This window comes from Ensifer sp. YR511 (genome assembly GCF_900103045.1).
GTDB classification, from domain to species: Bacteria; Pseudomonadota; Alphaproteobacteria; order Rhizobiales; family Rhizobiaceae; genus Ensifer; species Ensifer adhaerens.
In genome coordinates, this window is the sequence record NZ_FNGR01000007.1 from 117975 (window position 1) to 136033 (window position 18059).

Consider the following 18059-nt stretch of genomic DNA (forward strand, 5'->3'; position numbering starts at 1 on the left):
AAAGCGCCGCATGGCAAAACGAGTCACCGGCCCTGAAATCGAAAAACTCATCCAGCTCCTGGCGAAAGTGCCGGGGCTCGGACCGCGTTCGGCGCGCCGCGCCGCCCTGCATCTCGTCAAGAAGAAGGACCAGTTGCTGGGTCCGCTCGCCGACGCGATGGGCGAAGCGCACCGCAAGGTCCGCATCTGTTCCTGCTGCGGCAATGTCGATACGATCGATCCCTGCACCGTTTGTTCGGACGAGCGTCGCGACCACTCCGTGCTCATCGTTGTCGAGGACGTGTCCGATCTCTGGGCACTGGAACGCGCCGGCGCTATGAACGCCGCCTATCATGTGCTCGGCGGCACGCTCTCGCCGCTCGACGGCGTCGGCCCCGACGATCTCAACATCAAGGGTCTCGTCCAGCGCGTCGCCAATGGCGGCGTCCGCGAGCTGATCATCGCCGTCAATGCCACCGTCGAGGGCCAGACGACGGCGCACTACATCACCGACCAGCTCGAAGGCATGGAGGTGAAGATCACCCGGCTTGCCCATGGCGTGCCGGTCGGCGGCGAGCTCGACTACCTCGACGAAGGCACCTTGGCGGCTGCCCTTCGCGCCCGCACGTCGATCTGAGCGTCATTTCGGACGCTGCAATCCAACCGATGGGGAAGCCTTATGCTGAGACTTCTTTCACTGACGACCTTGCTGCTCTGTGGCTGGCTGGGGCTCGCGCAAGCCTCGACCAAAGCCGACGTCGAGGCGCAGTTTCGTACCTGGCTGCAGAATGATCTCTGGCCGGAGGCGAAGAAGGCCGGCATTTCCGCCGGATCCTTCAAGGCGGCCTTTTCCGACGTGAAGCTCAACTGGGACCTGCCGGATCTGGCGCCGCCCGGCTTCCCGAAGCCGAAGGAACAGAAGCAGAGCCAGGCGGAGTTTTCCTCGCCCGGAAACTACTTCTCGGAAAAGCGTCTGCAGGGGCTCGCCGCCACCGGCCGCAGCCTGGCTTCCACCCATGCGTCGACCCTGAAGAAGATCGAGCGCACCTATGGCGTGCCGGGCTCGGTGATCGTTGCCATCTGGGGCCGCGAATCCGGCTTCGGCCGCGCCAAGATCCCCTATCCGGTGGTCGATGTGCTCGCGACCAAGGCGTTTATGTCGACGCGGCCAGACCTGTTTCGCCGCGAGCTGATCGCGGCACTGCACATTCTCGACAGCGGCGATGTCGACGAGGCGGCGATGCGCGGCTCCTGGGCCGGCGCTATGGGTCAGCCGCAGTTCATGCCGTCGAGCTTCCTGCAATATGCCGTCGATTTCGATGGCGACGGCCGCCGCGACATCTGGAATTCGGTGCCAGACAGCCTGGCGTCGATCGCCAATTATCTGGTCAAGAAGGGCTGGCAGCGCGAGCGTGACTGGGGCTTCGAAGTATCGATTCCCGAAGCCGTCTCCTGTGCGCAGGAAGGGCCGGACCTCGCCCAGCCCCTGTCGAGTTGGGCGAACAAGGGGATCGTCAGGATTTCCGGCAACGCCTTTCCGTCGCACGAATTGTCCGCATCTTCGATGATGCTGGTGCCCGCTGGTCGCCATGGGCCGGAGTTTATCGTCACGCCGAATTTCTACGTGCTCAAGGAATACAACAACTCCGACCTCTACGCGCTCTTCATCGGCAACCTCGCCGACCGCATTGCGACAGGCGGCGGCGCGTTCCGCGGCACGTGGGGCGACGTCGGCAACATGCTGCGCTCGGACGTTCTGAAGATGCAGAAGGCGCTGGTTGCCAAGGGCTACGACGTCGGCAAGGTCGATGGTCTCCCCGGCTACAAGACGCGCCGTTCGCTCGGCGACTGGCAGGCAAAGAGCGGCCTTGCCGCCACCTGCTTCCCCGATGCTTCGCTGAAGGCGAAGCTGCGGTAGAGCCAATTGCAGCCGGAGGCGCTGGTGCGCCGACTGCCGAAAAGAAAAGGCCCCGTCACCGGGGCCTTTTTCGTTGCATGGTCGAGATCGGCGCGAGGGCCGGCACAAGCTAGTGCATGTCCACATTCACCTGGCGCTTGTAGCGCTCGTAATGGGTCGGCACGATCGTCTGGCGCTCGATCATCCGGTGCACGCGCGGTGGTGCTTTGCCGCTATGCAGCGCCGTCAGCCTGTCGCCGACGGCCGCGTCCGCCTGGGTGCGCCGCTGGTTGTGACGCACATATTCGACCCAGGTCGGCACGTGGTAGGTCTCCGTCCAGGTGGTCGGGTTTTCAAGGTCGCGCATCAGCGCCCAGTGTCCGGCGCCGTCACGGATGCGGATACGCCGCCGTTCCGCCATGGTGGTCAGGAACTCCGGGATGTCGTCGTCGGCGATTTCGTAGTCGATCATGATGACGATCGGGCCGCTGCGCGGTTTCAGGTCCAGTTCGAGCGGCGGCTCGTTGAAGCGGTTCAGCGGATCGAGGTTGAGCGAGGTGAATTCCGGCAAGGGCAGGCGGAAGCCGACCACGACGCCGGCGAACATCAGCAGACAGGAGCCCATCAACGCGTTGGCCGCGCCATATTGCTCGGCGGCCGTACCCCAGAGCCAGCTGCCGCCGGCAATGCCGCCGAAGGTCATGGTCTGGTAGAGCGAAAGGGCCCGGCCAACCACCCAGCGCGGCGTCGACAGCTGCACCGTGGTGTTGAACAGCGACAGCGCCAGCACCCAACAGGCGCCGGAGATGAGCAGCACGAGACAGCTCAGCCAGGCATAGGTGCTCCAGGCCGTGATCGCGGCGCTGGCGGCAAATCCGGTGAAGGCGATGCGCACGATCGCTTCGCTCGAAAGCTTCTCGCGCAGGCGGGCGGAGAGCAGCGCCCCGCCGATCGCGCCAAGGCCGAAGGCGCCGAGCATCAGACCGTAGGTGAGCGGCCCACCCTGAACGAGGTCGCGGGCGACGAGCGGCAGAAGAGCGAGGATGGCGCTTGCCGAAAGGCCGAAGAGGAAGCCGCGCAAGAGAACCTTGCCGATGTTCGGCGACATTGCGACGTAGCGCAGGCCAGCCGAAATGGCGCGCCCCAGCGTCTCGCGCGGCAACGTGCTCGTCGGCACCTCGCGACGCCAGCGCACCAGCGCAAAAAGGATGGCGAAATAGCTGAGCGTATTGGCGAAGAAGGCAGCCGCCGCACCGAGTGCCGCGACGATGGCGCCGCCGATCGCCGGGCCGACGCTTCGGGTGATGTTGAAGCCCATGCTGTTGAGCGCGACCGCTGCCGGCAGGTCTTCGCGCGGAACCATGTCGCCGACCGACGCCTGCCAGGATGGGTTGTTGAGCGCCGTGCCGCAGCCGATGAGGAAGGTGAAGAGCAGGAGCAGCCAGGGCGTGATCAGCCCGACATAGGCACAGATCGTCAAGAGCGCCGAGACGAAGAGCATGAAACACTGCGCCACCAGCATGATCCGCCGCCGGTCGAAATTGTCGGCAAGCGCGCCAGAGACAAGCGAGAAAAGCATGATCGGCAGCGAGGTCGAAGCCTGCACCAGCGCCACCATGTTCGCCGACGAGGAAATGGAGGTCATCAGCCAGGCGGCCCCGACCGATTGAATAAGGCCGCCGAAATTGGAGGCGAGGCTCGCGATCCATATCGTGCGGAAGATGTCGTGCTTGAAGGGGGCAAGCGGCGAAATACGGGTTGGCACCTCGTCTTCTCTCTTCGTTTCTTGATTGTCGTCTCGAAGCGGTTCGTCTCCTGTTATAGGCCCGACAACGCGAAGTGCCACCCGCTGAAACTGACCTTGTTGGCGAAGATGCTCGCCGGCGGTTCGTCCGGCCATTTGCGTCGGACGGCCCAATGCCTTGCAATTTGTGGCGATGGGGCGTATATGAGCCTCAAATTCTTGATCGGTAGATGAAGAGTGGGCCCGTCAGGACCCGCTCTTTTTTATTAGCCGGTCCGATGAGGAGATGATCGTTTGTCCGATACGACAACGGCTGAAAATGCAAATGAACCCCGCCTGATCACCGAAACCGGTCTCGACCAACGCGTCGCCGACATCATCGAGCCGGTGATCGTGCCGATGGGCTACCAGCTCGTGCGCGTGCGCATGTCGGGCCAGAACGGCATGACGCTGCAGATCATGGCAGAGCGCACCGACGGCACCATGACCGTCGAGGACTGCGAAGAGATCTCCAAGGCCATTTCGCCGGTGCTCGATGTGGAAGATCCGATCGACAAGGCGTATCATCTCGAAGTGTCGTCGCCGGGCATCGACCGCCCGATGGTGCGCAAGTCCGACTTCTTCCGCTGGCAGGGTCACCTGCTGAAATGCGAGACGTCGGTTCTGGTCGATGGCCGCAAGCGGTTCCGCGGCAAGATCGTTTCTGTCGATGACGACGGTTTCCGGCTTGAGCGCGACCAGGTGGCCTATGGCGAGGAGCCCGTCGTCGTGATCCCGTTCACCACGCTTTCCGAAGCGCGGCTGATCCTGACCGACGATCTGATCCGCGATGCGCTGACGGCCGACAAGAAGGCCAAGGCTGCGCGTGCCGCGAACGAGAATTTCGAAGACGAAGATTCACCTATTGAGGAATAAGTCGGGCGGAGCTTGAAAGCCCCCTGCAACCCAACGGAGACAAGACATGGCAGTCAGTGCTAACCGGCTCGAGCTTCTGCAGATCGCGGATGCTGTCGCGCGTGAAAAGGTGATCGACCGCGAGATCGTTCTGGCCGCGATGGCCGACGCGATCCAGAAGGCCGCCCGCTCGCGCTATGGGTCGGAATCGAACATCCGCGCCGACATCAACTCCAAGACTGGCGAAATCCGCCTGCAGCGTCTTCTGGAAGTGGTCGAGAAGGCTGACGACTACTCCACGCAGATCCCGCTCGAGCTTGCTCGCGATCGCAATCCGGACGCCAAGCTCGGTGACTTCATCGCCGACCCGCTGCCGCCGATGGATTTTGGCCGCATCGCCGCCCAGTCGGCCAAGCAGGTCATCGTGCAGAAGGTGCGTGAGGCCGAGCGCGACCGTCAGTTCGACGAGTTCAAGGATCGCGTCGGCGAAATCGTCAACGGCACGGTCAAGCGCGTCGAATACGGCAACGTCATCGTCGACCTCGGCCGTGGCGAAGGCATCATCCGTCGCGACGAGATGATCCCGCGCGAAAACATGCGCTACGGTGATCGCGTCCGCTCCTTCGTCTACGACGTTCGCCGCGAACAGCGCGGCCCGCAGATCTTCCTGTCGCGTACCCATCCGCAGTTCATGGTGAAGCTCTTCACCATGGAAGTGCCTGAAATTTACGACGGCATCATCCAGATCAAGTCGGTTGCCCGCGACCCGGGTTCGCGCGCCAAGATCGCGGTCGTCTCCAACGATAGCTCGATCGATCCGGTCGGCGCCTGCGTCGGTATGCGCGGTTCGCGCGTTCAGGCCGTCGTCGGCGAGTTGCAGGGCGAAAAGATCGACATCATTCCGTGGTCGCAGGATCCGGCGTCGTTCATCGTCAACGCGCTGCAGCCGGCGGAAGTCGCCAAGGTCGTTCTCGACGAAGACGCCGAGCGCATCGAAGTGGTCGTTCCCGACGAGCAGCTGTCGCTCGCCATCGGCCGACGCGGCCAGAACGTTCGCCTCGCTTCGCAGCTGACCGGCTGGGATATCGACATCCTGACCGAGCAGGAAGAGAGCGAGCGCCGCCAGAAGGAATTCACCGAGCGCACCAACCTCTTCATGGATGCGCTCGACGTCGACGAAATGGTCGGTCAGGTGCTGGCTTCGGAAGGCTTTGCCGCCGTTGAGGAGCTTGCCTATGTCGATCTCGACGAAATTGCGTCGATCGACGGTTTCGACGACGAGACCGCCAACGAAATCCAGACCCGCGCTCGCGAGTACCTGGACCGGATCGAGGCGGAAATGGATGCCAAGCGCCGCGAACTCGGCGTTGCCGACGAACTGCGCTCAATCGACGGCCTGACGAGCCAGATGCTCGTTGCGCTGGGCGAAGAAGGCATCAAGACGGTCGAGGACTTTGCTGGTTGCGCCGCTGACGATCTCGTCGGCTGGAGCGAACGCAAGGACGGCGAGACCAAGCGTTTCGAAGGCACCTTCTCGAAGTTCGACGTCTCGCGCGCCGAAGCCGAAGCCATGATCGTTCAGGCCCGCCTCGCAGCCGGCTGGATCACGCAAGAGGACCTGGCAAGCGAAGAGGTCGAAGGTGAAGAGCCGATCGACGTTGCCGAAGGCGCCGAGCAGGACGCTTAAGGACGATGATCGCCTCTGATCATGCCGACAGCCTGCCTTCGGACGCCCTGCCCACGGATGGGGGGCCGAAGGATCGCAGCGGCGGCACGCGGACCTGCATCGTCACTCGTGAAAGCGGTTCGCCAGACGAGTTGATCCGCTTCGTGGCTGGGCCAGACGGTCGCGTCGTTCCCGATCTGAAGCGTCAGCTTCCGGGGCGCGGCTGCTGGGTCAAGGCCGAGCGGGCGCTGATTGAGAAGGCGGTGGCGAAGAAGTTCTTCGCCCGCGCCCTGAAGGCGGACGTCAAGGCCGACGCGACGCTCGCCGACGATGTCGACCGGCTGCTCGCCGAGCAACTGGCCGGAATGATGAACATGGCGCGCAAGGCGGCCCAGTTCATCTCCGGCGCAACGAAGACGGAGCAGGCCGTCAGGGGACTGGCGGCACTCGCCGTGTTTCATGCGTCCGACGCTGCGGCCGACGGCGTGCGCAAGATAGACCAGGCCCGCAAGGCGATGAGCTTTGTGGCCGACGATGAAATGGAAATACCTTCGTTCCGTCCCTTCACCGGGGCGGAAATGGAGGGCCTTTTAGGAAGTAATGCTTTTATCCATGCCGCAGCGCTTGCAGGGCAGGCGGGTGAAGGTGTAGTGAAGCGCGCAATCATGCTCGAAAAGTACCGAGGATCCGTCCCGGTCCGGGCCGACGGCGGCGCTGGCAAGCCACAGCAATGACCCGCGTCACCGGCACAGTCTGGCATCGCGTACATTGTTTGAGACAATTTGGAAGACAGGGTCAGGTGATACGCATCCGGCCCTGATCGCTAGGAACGGAACGGAATGACCGACAACAACGACGACAAGACAGGCAGCGCAGCGGGCAAGAAGACGCTGACCCTGAAGCCCCACGGGGTTTCGCAGGGGACCGTGCGTCAGGACATGGGCCGTGGCCGCACCAAGGCGGTCGTGGTCGAAACCAAGAAACGCCCCTTCCACCGCCCCAAGGACGAGCGTCCGATCACACCGGTTGCTGCAGCTCCCGCTGCGCGCCCGGCCGATCAGCGCCCGGCTCAGCCGCAGCCTTCGGGTCGCCCGGCACCGCAGCCGCAGCAGCATTCGACGCGTCAGGAAGCCAACCAGGCCAATCGTCCGCGCGTCGGTGTCGTTCTGAATCAGCTATCCGCCGGTGAGATCGATGCGCGCCGCCGTGCTCTGGCCGAAGCCCAGATCCGGGACGCCGAAGAAGCGGTCATCCGCGCTGAGAACGAAGCACGCCGCAAGCGTGAGGAAGAAGCCCGTCTCCAGCAGGAGAAGGAAGAAGCCGCACGCCGCGCTGCCGAGGAAGCAGCCCGCGCGGCGGCCGAGCCCGAAGCCAAAGCCGAAGTTAAGGCCGCAGAGGTTGTTGAAGAGCGCCCCGTGGCTGCTCGCGCACCGGCTTCCACCGAGCGTCGCGTTGACAGCCGCCCGCAGGCCGGACGGCCCGCCGACCAGGCAGGTGGACTTCCGACCCCGGCTCCGGCCGGCGCACTGCGCGGCCGTAAGGTCGACAACGAAAAGGATGACGATCGTGGTCCGCGTCCCGGCGCAGGTCCGGCGCGCGGCAAGGTCGTGCGTCCCGAGCCTGCCAAGGTTCCGGCCCGCCCGAAGGGCGACGACGGTCGCCGCCAGGGCAAGCTGACACTGACCACCGCTGCCGACGAGGATAGCGGCCAGCGCGCCCGTTCGCTGTCGGCCATGCGTCGCCGCCAGGAGAAGTTCAAGCGCAGCCAGATGCAGGAAACCCGCGAGAAGATTTCGCGCGAAGTCATCCTGCCCGAGACCATCACCATTCAGGAGCTGTCGCAGCGCATGTCTGAGCGCGCCGTTGACGTCATCAAGTTCCTGATGAAGGAAGGTCAGATGATGAAGCCCGGCGATCTGATCGATGCCGACCTGGCCGAACTCATCGCCGGCGAATTCGGCCACACGGTCAAGCGCGTTTCGGAATCCGACGTCGAAGAGGGCATCTTCAACGTTTCGGACACGGACGAAGAAATGGAACCGCGTCCGCCGATCGTCACGATCATGGGGCACGTCGACCACGGCAAGACCTCGCTGCTCGATGCGATCCGCCACGCCAACGTGGTGGCCGGCGAAGCCGGTGGCATCACCCAGCACATCGGCGCCTACCAGGTCGAGCAGAACGGCAACAAGATCACCTTCATCGACACCCCCGGCCACGCGGCGTTCACCGCCATGCGTGCTCGCGGTGCCCAGGCGACCGACATCGCGATCCTGGTGGTTGCGGCTGACGACAGCGTGATGCCGCAGACGATCGAATCGATCAACCACGCCAAGGCGGCCGGTGTTCCGATCATCGTGGCGATCAACAAGGTCGACAAGCCGTCGGCAAATCCGCAGAAGGTTCGCACCGAGCTGCTGCAGCACGAAGTCTTCGTCGAATCCATGGGCGGTGAAGTCCTCGACGTGGAAGTGTCCGCCAAGAACGGCACCAACCTCGACAAGCTGCTCGAAGCGATCCTGCTTCAGGCAGAAATCCTCGACCTGCGCGCCAATCCGAATCGGACGGCCGAAGGTACGGTCGTGGAAGCCGAGCTTGACCGCGGTCGCGGTGCGGTTGCCACCGTCCTCGTACAGAAGGGCACGTTGCGTCCGGGCCAGATCATCGTCGCCGGTGATCAGTGGGGCCGTGTGCGCGCGCTCGTCAACGACAAGGGCGAACACGTCAAGGAAGCCGGTCCGTCCATGCCGGTCGAGGTTCTCGGCCTGTCCGGTACGCCGGCAGCCGGCGACAAGTTCGCCGTCGTCGAGAACGAAAGCCGTGCTCGCGAGATCTCCGAGTACCGCCAGCGTCTCGCCCGCGAGAAGCAGGTTGCCCGTCAGTCCGGCTCGCGCGGTTCGCTCGAGCAGATGATGACCCAGCTCCAGACCTCCGGCCTCAAGGAGTTCCCGCTGGTCATCAAGGGCGACGTGCAGGGTTCGATCGAAGCGATCGCCGGTGCTCTCGACAAGCTCGGAACCGACGAAGTGCGTGCGCGCATCGTGCATTCGGGTGCCGGCGGTATCACCGAGTCCGATATCTCGCTCGCCGAGGCATCGAACGCCGCGATCATCGGCTTCAACGTCCGCGCCAACTCGCAGGCCCGTTCGGCCGCCGAGCGTGCCGGCATCGAAATCCGCTACTACAACATCATCTACGATCTGGTAGATGACGTGAAGGCGGCGATGTCGGGCCTGCTCTCGCCGGAGCGTCGCGAAACCTTCCTCGGCAACGCCGAGATCCTGGAGGTGTTCAACATCACCAAGGTCGGCAAGGTCGCGGGTTGCCGCGTCACCGAAGGCAAGGTCGAGCGTGGCGTCGGTGTCCGTCTGGTTCGCGACAACGTCGTTATCCACGAAGGCAAGCTCAAGACCCTCAAGCGCTTCAAGGACGAAGTCTCGGAAGTCAATGTCGGTCAGGAATGCGGCATGGCCTTCGAGAACTACGAAGACATCCGCGCCGGCGATACGATCGAGTGCTTCCGCGTCGAGCATATCACCCGGACGCTCTAATGGGCCTGAAAGCCCGGCAAATCTGCACAACGGCGGCCCTGGCCGCTGTTGTGTCGTTTTGGTGGACGCCGGCCTTCGCGGAAGTCTGCGACAAGATCTATCCCGAATGGGATGGTCAGAAATTCTCGGTTCTCAACGAGGTGGCCGCTTTTCTGACCATTGGGTCGGCCTGGCGGCGCTTTTCTGTCTCGTTACCGGTTCAGCGGTTTTGCGCCTTCGGGCGCTGCTTTGGGTCGGGAGCCTTCTCGGCAGCCTCCTCCTCCTGGTGGCCATCACGTCCTGGGGAGATGCCGAGCACCAGTTATGGCAGTCGGCCATCAATGAGGGTTGCGCACATCCGCAGTTCGAACTGATCCAACTGCTGTCCGCGCTCGTGTTGACGGCTACGGGTGTCTTTCTGGGACTGCGTCGAAGAAAGCGGGCGCAGGCAATCAGAGCTACCCGTGCCTGAGGCACGGAAGGTATATTACGCTGAAGAGTAAAACGGTTTGCCGCCCCGAGCGGGCGCAATACCTTGGAAAGCAACGACCATGAGCAAAGCCACATCCTCTGCCCCCTCCCAGCGCATGCTGCGCGTCGGCGAACAGGTGCGCGCTGCCATCACCCAGGTTCTGCAACGCGGCGAGGTCCGCGATCCGGTGATCGAGAAGACCGTCATCGCGATTTCGGAGGTGCGCATGTCACCAGATCTGAAGATCGCCACGGCCTATGTCACGCCGCTTGGCGTGCCCAACCATGCCGAGGTCATCGACGCGCTCAACCGCAATGCCAAGTACATTCGCGGCCGCCTCGGTCCGCAGCTCCGGCAGATGAAATACATGCCCGACGTTCGTTTCCGCGACGATACGAGCTTCGACAATTACAAGAAGATCGACGAGCTCTTGCGTTCGCCGGAAGTCAGCCGCGATCTCGACCAGACCAGCGAAGACGAAGAATAGTAGATTTCATGTCCAAACCGCGTAAGCCCAAGGGCCGCCCGATCTCGGGCTGGCTGATCCTCGACAAGCCGCTCGACTTCGGCTCCACCGAAGCCGTCTCGAAGATCAAGTGGCTGTTCAAGGCCCAGAAGGCCGGCCATGCCGGCACGCTCGATCCGCTGGCCTCCGGCATGTTGCCGATCGCGCTTGGCGATGCGACGAAGACCGTTCCTTACGTCATGGACGGCCGCAAGATCTACGAATTCACCGTCGCCTGGGGCGAGGAACGCTCCACCGACGATCTCGAAGGCGAAGCAACCCATTCCTCGGCCGAACGGCCGAACGAAGAGGCAATCCGCGCGCTTCTGCCGAAATACACCGGCGTCATCAGCCAGGTGCCGCCGCAGTTCTCGGCGATCAAGATCGATGGCGAGCGCGCCTATGATCTCGCCCGCGACGGCGAGACGGTCGAAATCCCGGCCCGCGAGGTCGAGGTCCACCGGCTGACTCTGCTGGGTGCCGCACCCAACCTGGCCCACTTCGAAATCGAATGCGGCAAGGGCACTTATGTGCGCTCGCTCGCCCGCGACATGGGCCGCGACCTCGGCTGTTTCGGCCACATCGCGTCGCTGCGACGCACCTTCGTCGCGCCCTTCGGCGAAGAGGACATGGTGCCGCTTTCTGACCTGGTGGCGTTGGAAAAGATCGAGGACGACCAGGAACGTCTGGCGGCACTCGACGCCTATCTGATCGAGACCGGCGAGGCGCTTTCCAGCCTGCCGCACGTGCCTGTCAATGACGACCAGGCGCACCGTCTCAGGATGGGCAATCCCATTATCCTGCGCGGCCGCGACGCACCGCTGGCGACGCCCGAGGCCTATGCCACGGCGCGCGGCAAGCTGGTCGCGATCGGTGAGATCGCCGAGGGCGAATTCCGCCCCAAGCGCGTCTTCGCCGGAAGCTAAGCACCCGGAACCATTTGCCTTTGCTTTATCCTTGACGCATGATCCCGGCATGGGTTCCCAGTCCATCCGAGGTGATTCCGTTTCCGTATCGCGTTTCGTTGCCGTTTGGCGGTTGCGCCGCTTGCGGCGGCGTGCGCCGAAGGCGTTGATGCCACCGGCAGGGAACCGCAAGGGATGTTGCAGGTGACCGGTGTGACGGAGGAAGGAAAGCGCAGGGCAAGCGATGGCCTGGCGGCGATGGTTGATCGCGCCCGTCATCGGCTGACCCGCCCGTTCAGTTTCTATCTGACGTCGCTGCTGCTGGTCGCCATCGTTCCGGCCTTCATCTTTTCGCTGGTCGTGCTGAAGCGCAGCGTCGACGCGCAGGAACAGGTCATCACCTCGCTGCTGCAGGCCTCGACCGGATCGGTGACGCGCATCGTCGAGCGCGATATCGAGGGCATGTTGACGACGCTGAAGGTGCTGTCGACCTCGCGGGCGATCGAGGACGACAATTTGCAAGCCTTCTACGAGAGAGCCTCGACGGCGCTCGCGCAGACGGATTCCTACCTGATCGTCATCGATCGCAAGCACGAGCAGCGGCTTAACACCCGCGTCCCCTTCGGCACTCAGCTTGGCAAGGGGTCGGATGCGGACTCCATCGAGCGCGCCTTCACCAATAGCGGCGCGCCGCTCGTCTCCAACGTCTTCTTCGGCAAGACCGCCGGAAAATGGGTGTTCAACGTTTATCTGCCGGCAAAACTCTCGACCGGTGAGGAGTATCTGCTGGCGTTGACGCAAAACGCTGAGAACATGGCCAAGGCCGTCAACCGCGATACGCTGTCGCCTGGTTGGAACGCGGCCCTCGTCGACGGCGCGGGAAAGGTCATCATCTCCTCGGACGCGGCGGTCAAGGCCGGGGAGCCGTTCTTCCTCGACAAGGTTCCGGCGATCAGCATCGGCGTTCGCAACATCAAGGAGAACGGCACGGAGTACCGGGTGGCGACCGAATTCTCGGTGATCACCGGCTGGCGGATCATCGCCTGGGCGCCGCGGGCGATCGTCGATGCGCCGGCCGTCTGGTCGTTCCTGTGGCTTTCGCTCGGCGGCATCATCTTTGCCGGCATCGCGATCGCCGGTTCGCTGGCAATCGCGCGGCTGTTGTCGCAGGGCGTCAAGCTCGTGGCGCAGGATGCCCGCCGCCTTGGCGCCGGCGAGCGGATCGAGCCGCGCCCGCATATGATCGCCGAGGTCGAACAGGTCTCGGCAGCTCTGGCCCGTGCGGCGGCCGCGCGCACCAAGGCGGAGAGCGAAATCCGTTTCTTGATGCGCGAGGTGGCGCACCGCTCGAAGAACCAGCTGACGGTGATCCAGTCCATGCTGAACCAGTCGGTCTATTCGGCCGAGAGTGCCGCTGATTTCGCCGACAGTTTCCGCAAGCGCATCGCCGGGCTCGCCCGCTCCACCGACCTTATGATCGCCAACGCCGCCCAAGGGGTCGATTTCCGGGAACTGGCCCAGAACCAGCTGCAGCCATTCACGCCTGACGATCCGAGGCGGGTGATCCTGTCCGGCCCGCCCTTGCGGCTCGAGACCCAGATCGCCCAGACGCTCGGCATGGCGCTGCACGAGCTCGCGACCAATGCGACCAAATATGGCGCGCTCGCCAACACCTCAGGCGTCGTCAAGCTGAGCTGGTCGCTGGAGGATGAGGGCATTGCCATACGCTGGCGGGAGGAGGGGGCCGATCTCGCGGGCAAGCCCTCTGATCCGATCCGCAAGGGGTTTGGCACGCTCGTGCTCGAACGCATGCTCGGCATGGCCCTGAATGCGGGGCTCGAGCGGATGATGCATGCCGACGGCATCGAGTGGCGGATCACCGTGCCGCGACCGGCCGAAGGGGATGACGCGCCATGACCTGCCGCCGTCACTTTTTGTCCCTCGATCGGGGCCGAACTCCTCCCGATCGCGGCCGAATGAAATCGCCGCCGATGCACCCGTTCCCGACCGGCAATTGAGGCCTTCCGCCGGCCCTCCCGGGCGCCGGTCCATGACCCTTTCCTTTTTCATCCAATTCGTTTATAGGCACGCCAGCAAAAGGCGCATGCCCGTTGCATTCACGGCCGCAGCTGGACGACATCCCGGCTGACGGCGTCCCGAAATCCTCGAAATCGAAAGGATCATCCGATGTCGATTGCTGCAGAGCGTAAGGCTCAGCTCATCAAGGAATTTGCAACCGTTGAAGGCGACACCGGTTCTCCGGAAGTCCAGGTTGCTATCCTGACGGAACGGATCAACAACCTGACCGAACACTTCAAGGGCCACAAGAAGGATAACCATTCCCGCCGTGGTCTGCTCGCGATGGTTTCCAGCCGTCGTTCGCTCCTCGACTATCTGAAGAAGAAAGACGAAGCGCGCTACACCAAGCTGATCGGTGCCCTGGGCATCCGTCGCTAAGCGACTTATCCGGCGGGTCTTTGCGGCCCGCCGGCTTTTTTATGGAGCGTTGAACGCTCGACGATTAAACTCTCCAGCCGCATAGGAACGTGGCTAAACGAGAGAATCCAGCGAGCCGGATGGGCCGGTATCGCGGATCAACCGATGGCCCGTCATGGGGCAGGATTGCAGGATGCTTCGGCCCCTGCTTGCCGGAAACGCCGCTGAAAGCGGATGGTCGGGCAAAGCGGAAAACAGCCGATTAAAGCGTGAAGCCTCCCGTTGTCTTGCCCGTGATGCGCCATTTCATGCGGCCCTTCGACCGCCCGCGCTGTAACAGCCGCGGAGAGGTCCGCCGCACACGAAGGACAGAACATGTTCGATACCCACAAGGTTGAAATCGAATGGGCTGGGCGTCCGCTCAAGCTCGAAACCGGCAAGATCGCCCGTCAGGCTGACGGCGCCGTTCTCGCCACCTACGGCGAAACCGTCGTTCTCGCCACCGTCGTTTCGGCCAAGTCGCCGAAGCCGGGCCAGGACTTCTTCCCGCTGACCGTCAACTACCAGGAAAAGACCTACGCCGCCGGCAAGATCCCGGGTGGCTACTTCAAGCGCGAAGGTCGTCCGAGCGAAAACGAAACGCTCGTCTCGCGCCTGATCGACCGTCCGATCCGTCCGCTGTTCCCCGATGGCTACAAGAACGACACCCAGGTCATCGTCACGGTCATGCAGCATGACCTCGAAAACAACCCCGACGTCCTGTCGATGGTCGCCGCTTCTGCAGCGCTGACGCTGTCGGGCATCCCCTTCATGGGCCCGATCGGTGGCGCGCGCGTCGGCTACATCAACGGCCAGTACGTTCTGAACCCGCATCTCGACGAGATGGACGAATCGACCCTCGACCTCGTCGTCGCCGGCACCCAGGAAGCGGTGCTGATGGTCGAATCCGAAGCCAAGGAACTGCCGGAAGACGTTATGCTCGGCGCCGTCGTCTTCGGTCAGAAGGGCTTCCAGCCGGTCATCGACGCCATCATCAAGCTCGCTGAAGTCGCTGCCAAGGAGCCGCGCGAATTCGAAGCCGAAGATCATTCCGCTCTCGAAAACGCCATGCTCTCGCTTGCCGAAGACGAGCTGCGCAACGCCTACAAGATCACCGAGAAGGCTGCCCGTTACGCTGCCGTCGACGCCGTCAAGGCCAAGGTGAAGGCACACTTCCTGCCCGAGGGCATCGAGAACCCGGCCCATTCGGCCGAAGAAATCGGCGCCGTCTTCAAGCACCTGCAGGCCAAGATCGTTCGCTGGAACATCCTCGACACCAAGAGCCGCATCGACGGCCGCGATCTGGAAACCGTTCGCCCGATCGTGTCGGAAGTCGGCGTTCTGCCGCGCACCCACGGTTCGGCGCTGTTCACCCGCGGCGAAACGCAGGCGATCGTCGTTGCCACGCTCGGCACCGGCGAAGACGAACAGTACGTCGACAGCCTGACCGGCATGTACAAAGAACGCTTCATGCTGCACTACAACTTCCCGCCCTTCTCGGTCGGCGAAACCGGCCGCATGGGCTCCCCGGGCCGCCGCGAAATCGGTCACGGCAAGCTCGCCTGGCGCGCTATCCGCCCGATGCTCCCGGAAGCCGAGCAGTTCCCCTACACGCTGCGCGTCGTTTCCGAGATCACCGAGTCCAACGGCTCGTCCTCGATGGCCACCGTCTGCGGCACCTCGCTCGCTCTCATGGACGCCGGCGTTCCGCTCGCAAAGCCGGTTGCCGGTATCGCCATGGGCCTGATCAAGGAAGATGAGCGCTTCGCCGTTCTCTCCGACATTCTCGGCGACGAAGACCACCTCGGCGACATGGACTTCAAGGTTGCCGGTACCGACGCCGGCATCACCTCGCTCCAGATGGACATCAAGATCGAGGGCATCACCGAAGAGATCATGGGCATCGCGCTCAACCAGGCCAAGGGCGGCCGTCTCCACATCCTCGGCGAAATGGCCAAGGCCATTTCCGAAAGCCGTGGCCAGCTCGGCGAGTTCGCCCCGCGCATCGAAGTCATGAACATTCCGGTCGACAAGATCCGCGAAGTCATCGGTTCGGGCGGCAAGGTCATCCGCGAAATCGTCGAAAAGACCGGCGCCAAGATCAACATCGAAGACGACGGCACCGTGAAGATCGCCTCCTCGTCCGGCAAGGAAATCGAAGCGGCCCGCAAGTGGATCCACTCGATCGTTGCCGAACCGGAAGTCGGCCAGGTCTACGAAGGTACCGTTGTGAAGACCGCCGACTTCGGCGCCTTCGTCAACTTCTTCGGCGCCCGTGACGGTCTCGTCCACATCTCGCAGCTCGCCTCCGAGCGCGTCGCCAAGACGACCGACGTCGTCAAGGAAGGCGACAAGGTTTGGGTCAAGCTCATGGGCTTCGACGAGCGCGGCAAGGTTCGCCTGTCGATGAAGGTCGTTGACCAGGCCACCGGCAAGGAAATCGTTGCCGAAAAGTCTGAAAAGAAGGGCGACGGCGAAGCCGCTGAATAAGCGCGCTTCACCCGAATGCATTCGGGGCGCGGGGCGGATCGCTCCGCGCCCCTTTCTTGTAGGAAGATGACGGATAGACCGATGAGCCGAGATTCGTTGAAGACCCTGTTTTACCCGTTCGACAGCGGCGTGATCGACCCGCCGGGCGAGGGCGAGCGCGTGCTGTTCCTCGGCGCCGAGGCGGGCTACAGGCTGCCGCAGGGCTTCGAGGCGTCGATCTCGGCGGTGCAGCCGCTGCGGCCGCTCTATCGCGCCCTGGAAGCCGCCCGCGCCGACGTGGCGCCTGAAATCACCGGCGAGGACTACGACGTCACGCTGATCCTCTGCGGCAAGCACAAGGGCGAGAACGAAGACCGGATCGCCGAGGCGCTGAAGCGCACGCGCGAGGGCGGTCTGATCGTCGTTGCCGGCGGCAAGGAAGACGGCATCCAGTCGCTGAAGAAGCGCATCGCCAAGTTCGAATGGGACGGCGACCATCTGCCGAAGTATCACGGCGTCGCCTTCTGGTTCACTCGCCCGGAAGATGTCACCGACGCAGTACAAAAGCTTGCCAAGGTGCCGGTACGCGTCGACGGTCTGTTCGAGGCCTCGCCCGGCATGTTCTCGCACGACCGCATCGATGCGGGCTCCGAGCTGCTGGCGTCGCGTCTTCCGAACGATTTCCATGGCCACGCCGCCGATTTCGGCGCTGGCTGGGGCTATCTCGCAGCCAAGCTTGCTGAAGCTTCACCGGGTACCAAGGGGGTCGATCTCTTCGAGGCCGATCACGAGGCGCTCGAGGCGGCCCGCGTCAACATGATGGCGAACGCGCCGCGCATGCCGGCCCGTTTCTACTGGTTCGACCTGACGAGCGAAGAGCCGCGCGACAAGTACGACCTCATCGTCATGAACCCGCCCTTCCATGAAGGCCACGCGGCTGAGCCGTCGCTCGGCGTCGCCATCATCAAGACGGCGCTGAAGGCGCTGAAGCAGGGTGGCAAGCTGATGATGGTCGCCAATCGTGGCCTTCCCTACGAGCAGGTGCTGGCGGAAAATTCCAAGGAATACGGCGAGACCTGCCGCAACGCCCGATTCAAGGTGCTCTGGGCCAAGCGCTGAGACGCCGCAGGACGCATTTTGCGCCATCCGAGAATGGAAAAAGCCGGGCAGATGACCCGGCTTTTTTGCATCTGGCTGCAAGTCAGACTTAGCCCGTTGCCTTCGTCGCAGATCCGGCTCACCATGTGCCCGGTTTTACTGCCGGAGGATGAGTTCCATGACGTCGGGAGTGAACAGGCCGCCCTTGAGCGAGGATGCGGCCGAAGCTATTGCCAAGGACATCAAGCAGGGCGAGGGACATGGCGCGACCTCCGAGGTGCCCATGTCGTTCTTGCAGAGCCTCTATCGCTCGCCGCTTGACCCGGCACGCCGGACCCATACGGGCTTCGTCGTGCTGGCGGTCATCGTGGCTCTGCTCGTGCTGTTCGTCCTGATTTGAGCTTGCCGGCAAAAGGCAGGCGGAC

At 63.5% G+C, this 18059-nt stretch carries 15 protein-coding genes; 14 read left to right on the forward strand and 1 reads right to left on the reverse strand.

Annotated elements, in window-relative coordinates; translation table 11 throughout:
- Nucleotides 1-10: 10 nt before the first annotated feature.
- Both recR and BLU15_RS15105 read left to right on the forward strand, forming a co-directional pair.
- The gene (gene recR / locus BLU15_RS15100) at nucleotides 11-616 is read left to right on the forward strand and encodes a recombination mediator RecR (RefSeq protein ID WP_029742358.1); all 606 of its coding nucleotides are present in this window, start codon (nucleotides 11-13) and stop codon (nucleotides 614-616) included.
- 42 nt (nucleotides 617-658) lie between these two features.
- Nucleotides 659-1897, forward strand: a complete 1239-nt coding sequence (locus BLU15_RS15105; protein ID WP_090296204.1) for a lytic murein transglycosylase — start codon at nucleotides 659-661, stop codon at nucleotides 1895-1897.
- A 109-nt stretch (nucleotides 1898-2006) separates the two neighbouring features.
- On the opposite strand, the gene BLU15_RS15110 is transcribed toward BLU15_RS15105, so the two are convergent.
- Nucleotides 2007-3641 carry an MFS transporter gene (locus BLU15_RS15110; protein ID WP_029742360.1) on the reverse strand — a complete coding sequence of 545 codons (1635 nt, stop codon included), beginning with the start codon at nucleotides 3639-3641 and terminating at the stop codon, nucleotides 2007-2009.
- A gap of 273 nt (nucleotides 3642-3914) precedes the next feature.
- Here BLU15_RS15110 and rimP point away from each other — a divergent pair, with 273 nt between their 5' ends.
- From rimP to BLU15_RS15170, 12 genes are all read left to right on the forward strand, one after another.
- Nucleotides 3915-4535 carry a ribosome maturation factor RimP gene (gene rimP / locus BLU15_RS15115; protein WP_029742361.1) on the forward strand — a complete coding sequence of 207 codons (621 nt, stop codon included), beginning with the start codon at nucleotides 3915-3917 and terminating at the stop codon, nucleotides 4533-4535.
- A gap of 46 nt (nucleotides 4536-4581) precedes the next feature.
- On the forward strand, nucleotides 4582-6201 hold the full coding sequence (gene nusA, locus BLU15_RS15120; protein ID WP_029742362.1) for a transcription termination factor NusA: 1620 nt from the start codon (nucleotides 4582-4584) through the stop codon (nucleotides 6199-6201).
- A gap of 5 nt (nucleotides 6202-6206) precedes the next feature.
- Entirely contained in the window at nucleotides 6207-6914 is a 708-nt protein-coding gene (locus BLU15_RS15125) for an RNA-binding protein (RefSeq protein ID WP_090296207.1), read from the forward strand.
- Between the two features lie 105 nt (nucleotides 6915-7019).
- Nucleotides 7020-9731 carry a translation initiation factor IF-2 gene (gene infB, locus BLU15_RS15130; RefSeq protein ID WP_034804758.1) on the forward strand — a complete coding sequence of 904 codons (2712 nt, stop codon included), beginning with the start codon at nucleotides 7020-7022 and terminating at the stop codon, nucleotides 9729-9731.
- Nucleotides 9731-10084: a hypothetical protein gene (locus tag BLU15_RS15135; RefSeq protein WP_143034215.1), complete on the forward strand. Its 354-nt coding sequence runs from the start codon at nucleotides 9731-9733 to the stop codon at nucleotides 10082-10084. The genes infB and BLU15_RS15135 overlap by 1 nt, the downstream gene beginning before the upstream one ends.
- 177 nt (nucleotides 10085-10261) lie before the next feature.
- Complete coding sequence (gene rbfA / locus BLU15_RS15140; protein ID WP_029742366.1) at nucleotides 10262-10669, forward strand: 30S ribosome-binding factor RbfA; 408 nt, start codon at nucleotides 10262-10264, stop codon at nucleotides 10667-10669.
- Nucleotides 10670-10677: 8 nt separating this feature from the next.
- Nucleotides 10678-11613 carry a tRNA pseudouridine(55) synthase TruB gene (gene truB, locus BLU15_RS15145; RefSeq protein WP_090296212.1) on the forward strand — a complete coding sequence of 312 codons (936 nt, stop codon included), beginning with the start codon at nucleotides 10678-10680 and terminating at the stop codon, nucleotides 11611-11613.
- 183 nt (nucleotides 11614-11796) lie between these two features.
- Complete coding sequence (locus BLU15_RS15150) at nucleotides 11797-13509, forward strand: sensor histidine kinase (protein WP_162731790.1); 1713 nt, start codon at nucleotides 11797-11799, stop codon at nucleotides 13507-13509.
- Between the two features lie 270 nt (nucleotides 13510-13779).
- The gene (gene rpsO, locus BLU15_RS15155; RefSeq protein WP_029742369.1) at nucleotides 13780-14049 is read left to right on the forward strand and encodes a 30S ribosomal protein S15; all 270 of its coding nucleotides are present in this window, start codon (nucleotides 13780-13782) and stop codon (nucleotides 14047-14049) included.
- Between the two features lie 354 nt (nucleotides 14050-14403).
- Entirely contained in the window at nucleotides 14404-16557 is a 2154-nt protein-coding gene (gene pnp, locus BLU15_RS15160) for a polyribonucleotide nucleotidyltransferase (protein WP_029742370.1), read from the forward strand.
- A gap of 81 nt (nucleotides 16558-16638) precedes the next feature.
- Nucleotides 16639-17655: a class I SAM-dependent methyltransferase gene (locus BLU15_RS15165; protein WP_060580570.1), complete on the forward strand. Its 1017-nt coding sequence runs from the start codon at nucleotides 16639-16641 to the stop codon at nucleotides 17653-17655.
- Nucleotides 17656-17812: 157 nt separating this feature from the next.
- Entirely contained in the window at nucleotides 17813-18034 is a 222-nt protein-coding gene (locus BLU15_RS15170; protein ID WP_029742372.1) for a hypothetical protein, read from the forward strand.
- The last annotated feature ends 25 nt before the right edge of the window (nucleotides 18035-18059 follow it).

Coding starts and splice junctions, on each gene's coding strand:
- recR (WP_029742358.1), top strand. CDS start 11: ATGGCAAAACGAGTCACCGGCCCTGAAATCGAAAAACTCATCCAGCTC.
- BLU15_RS15105 (WP_090296204.1), top strand. CDS start 659: ATGCTGAGACTTCTTTCACTGACGACCTTGCTGCTCTGTGGCTGGCTG.
- nusA (WP_029742362.1), top strand. CDS start 4,582: ATGGCAGTCAGTGCTAACCGGCTCGAGCTTCTGCAGATCGCGGATGCT.
- BLU15_RS15125 (WP_090296207.1), top strand. CDS start 6,207: ATGATCGCCTCTGATCATGCCGACAGCCTGCCTTCGGACGCCCTGCCC.
- infB (WP_034804758.1), top strand. CDS start 7,020: ATGACCGACAACAACGACGACAAGACAGGCAGCGCAGCGGGCAAGAAG.
- BLU15_RS15135 (WP_143034215.1), top strand. CDS start 9,731: ATGGGCCTGAAAGCCCGGCAAATCTGCACAACGGCGGCCCTGGCCGCT.
- rbfA (WP_029742366.1), top strand. CDS start 10,262: ATGAGCAAAGCCACATCCTCTGCCCCCTCCCAGCGCATGCTGCGCGTC.
- truB (WP_090296212.1), top strand. CDS start 10,678: ATGTCCAAACCGCGTAAGCCCAAGGGCCGCCCGATCTCGGGCTGGCTG.
- rpsO (WP_029742369.1), top strand. CDS start 13,780: ATGTCGATTGCTGCAGAGCGTAAGGCTCAGCTCATCAAGGAATTTGCA.
- pnp (WP_029742370.1), top strand. CDS start 14,404: ATGTTCGATACCCACAAGGTTGAAATCGAATGGGCTGGGCGTCCGCTC.
- BLU15_RS15165 (WP_060580570.1), top strand. CDS start 16,639: ATGAGCCGAGATTCGTTGAAGACCCTGTTTTACCCGTTCGACAGCGGC.
- BLU15_RS15170 (WP_029742372.1), top strand. CDS start 17,813: ATGACGTCGGGAGTGAACAGGCCGCCCTTGAGCGAGGATGCGGCCGAA.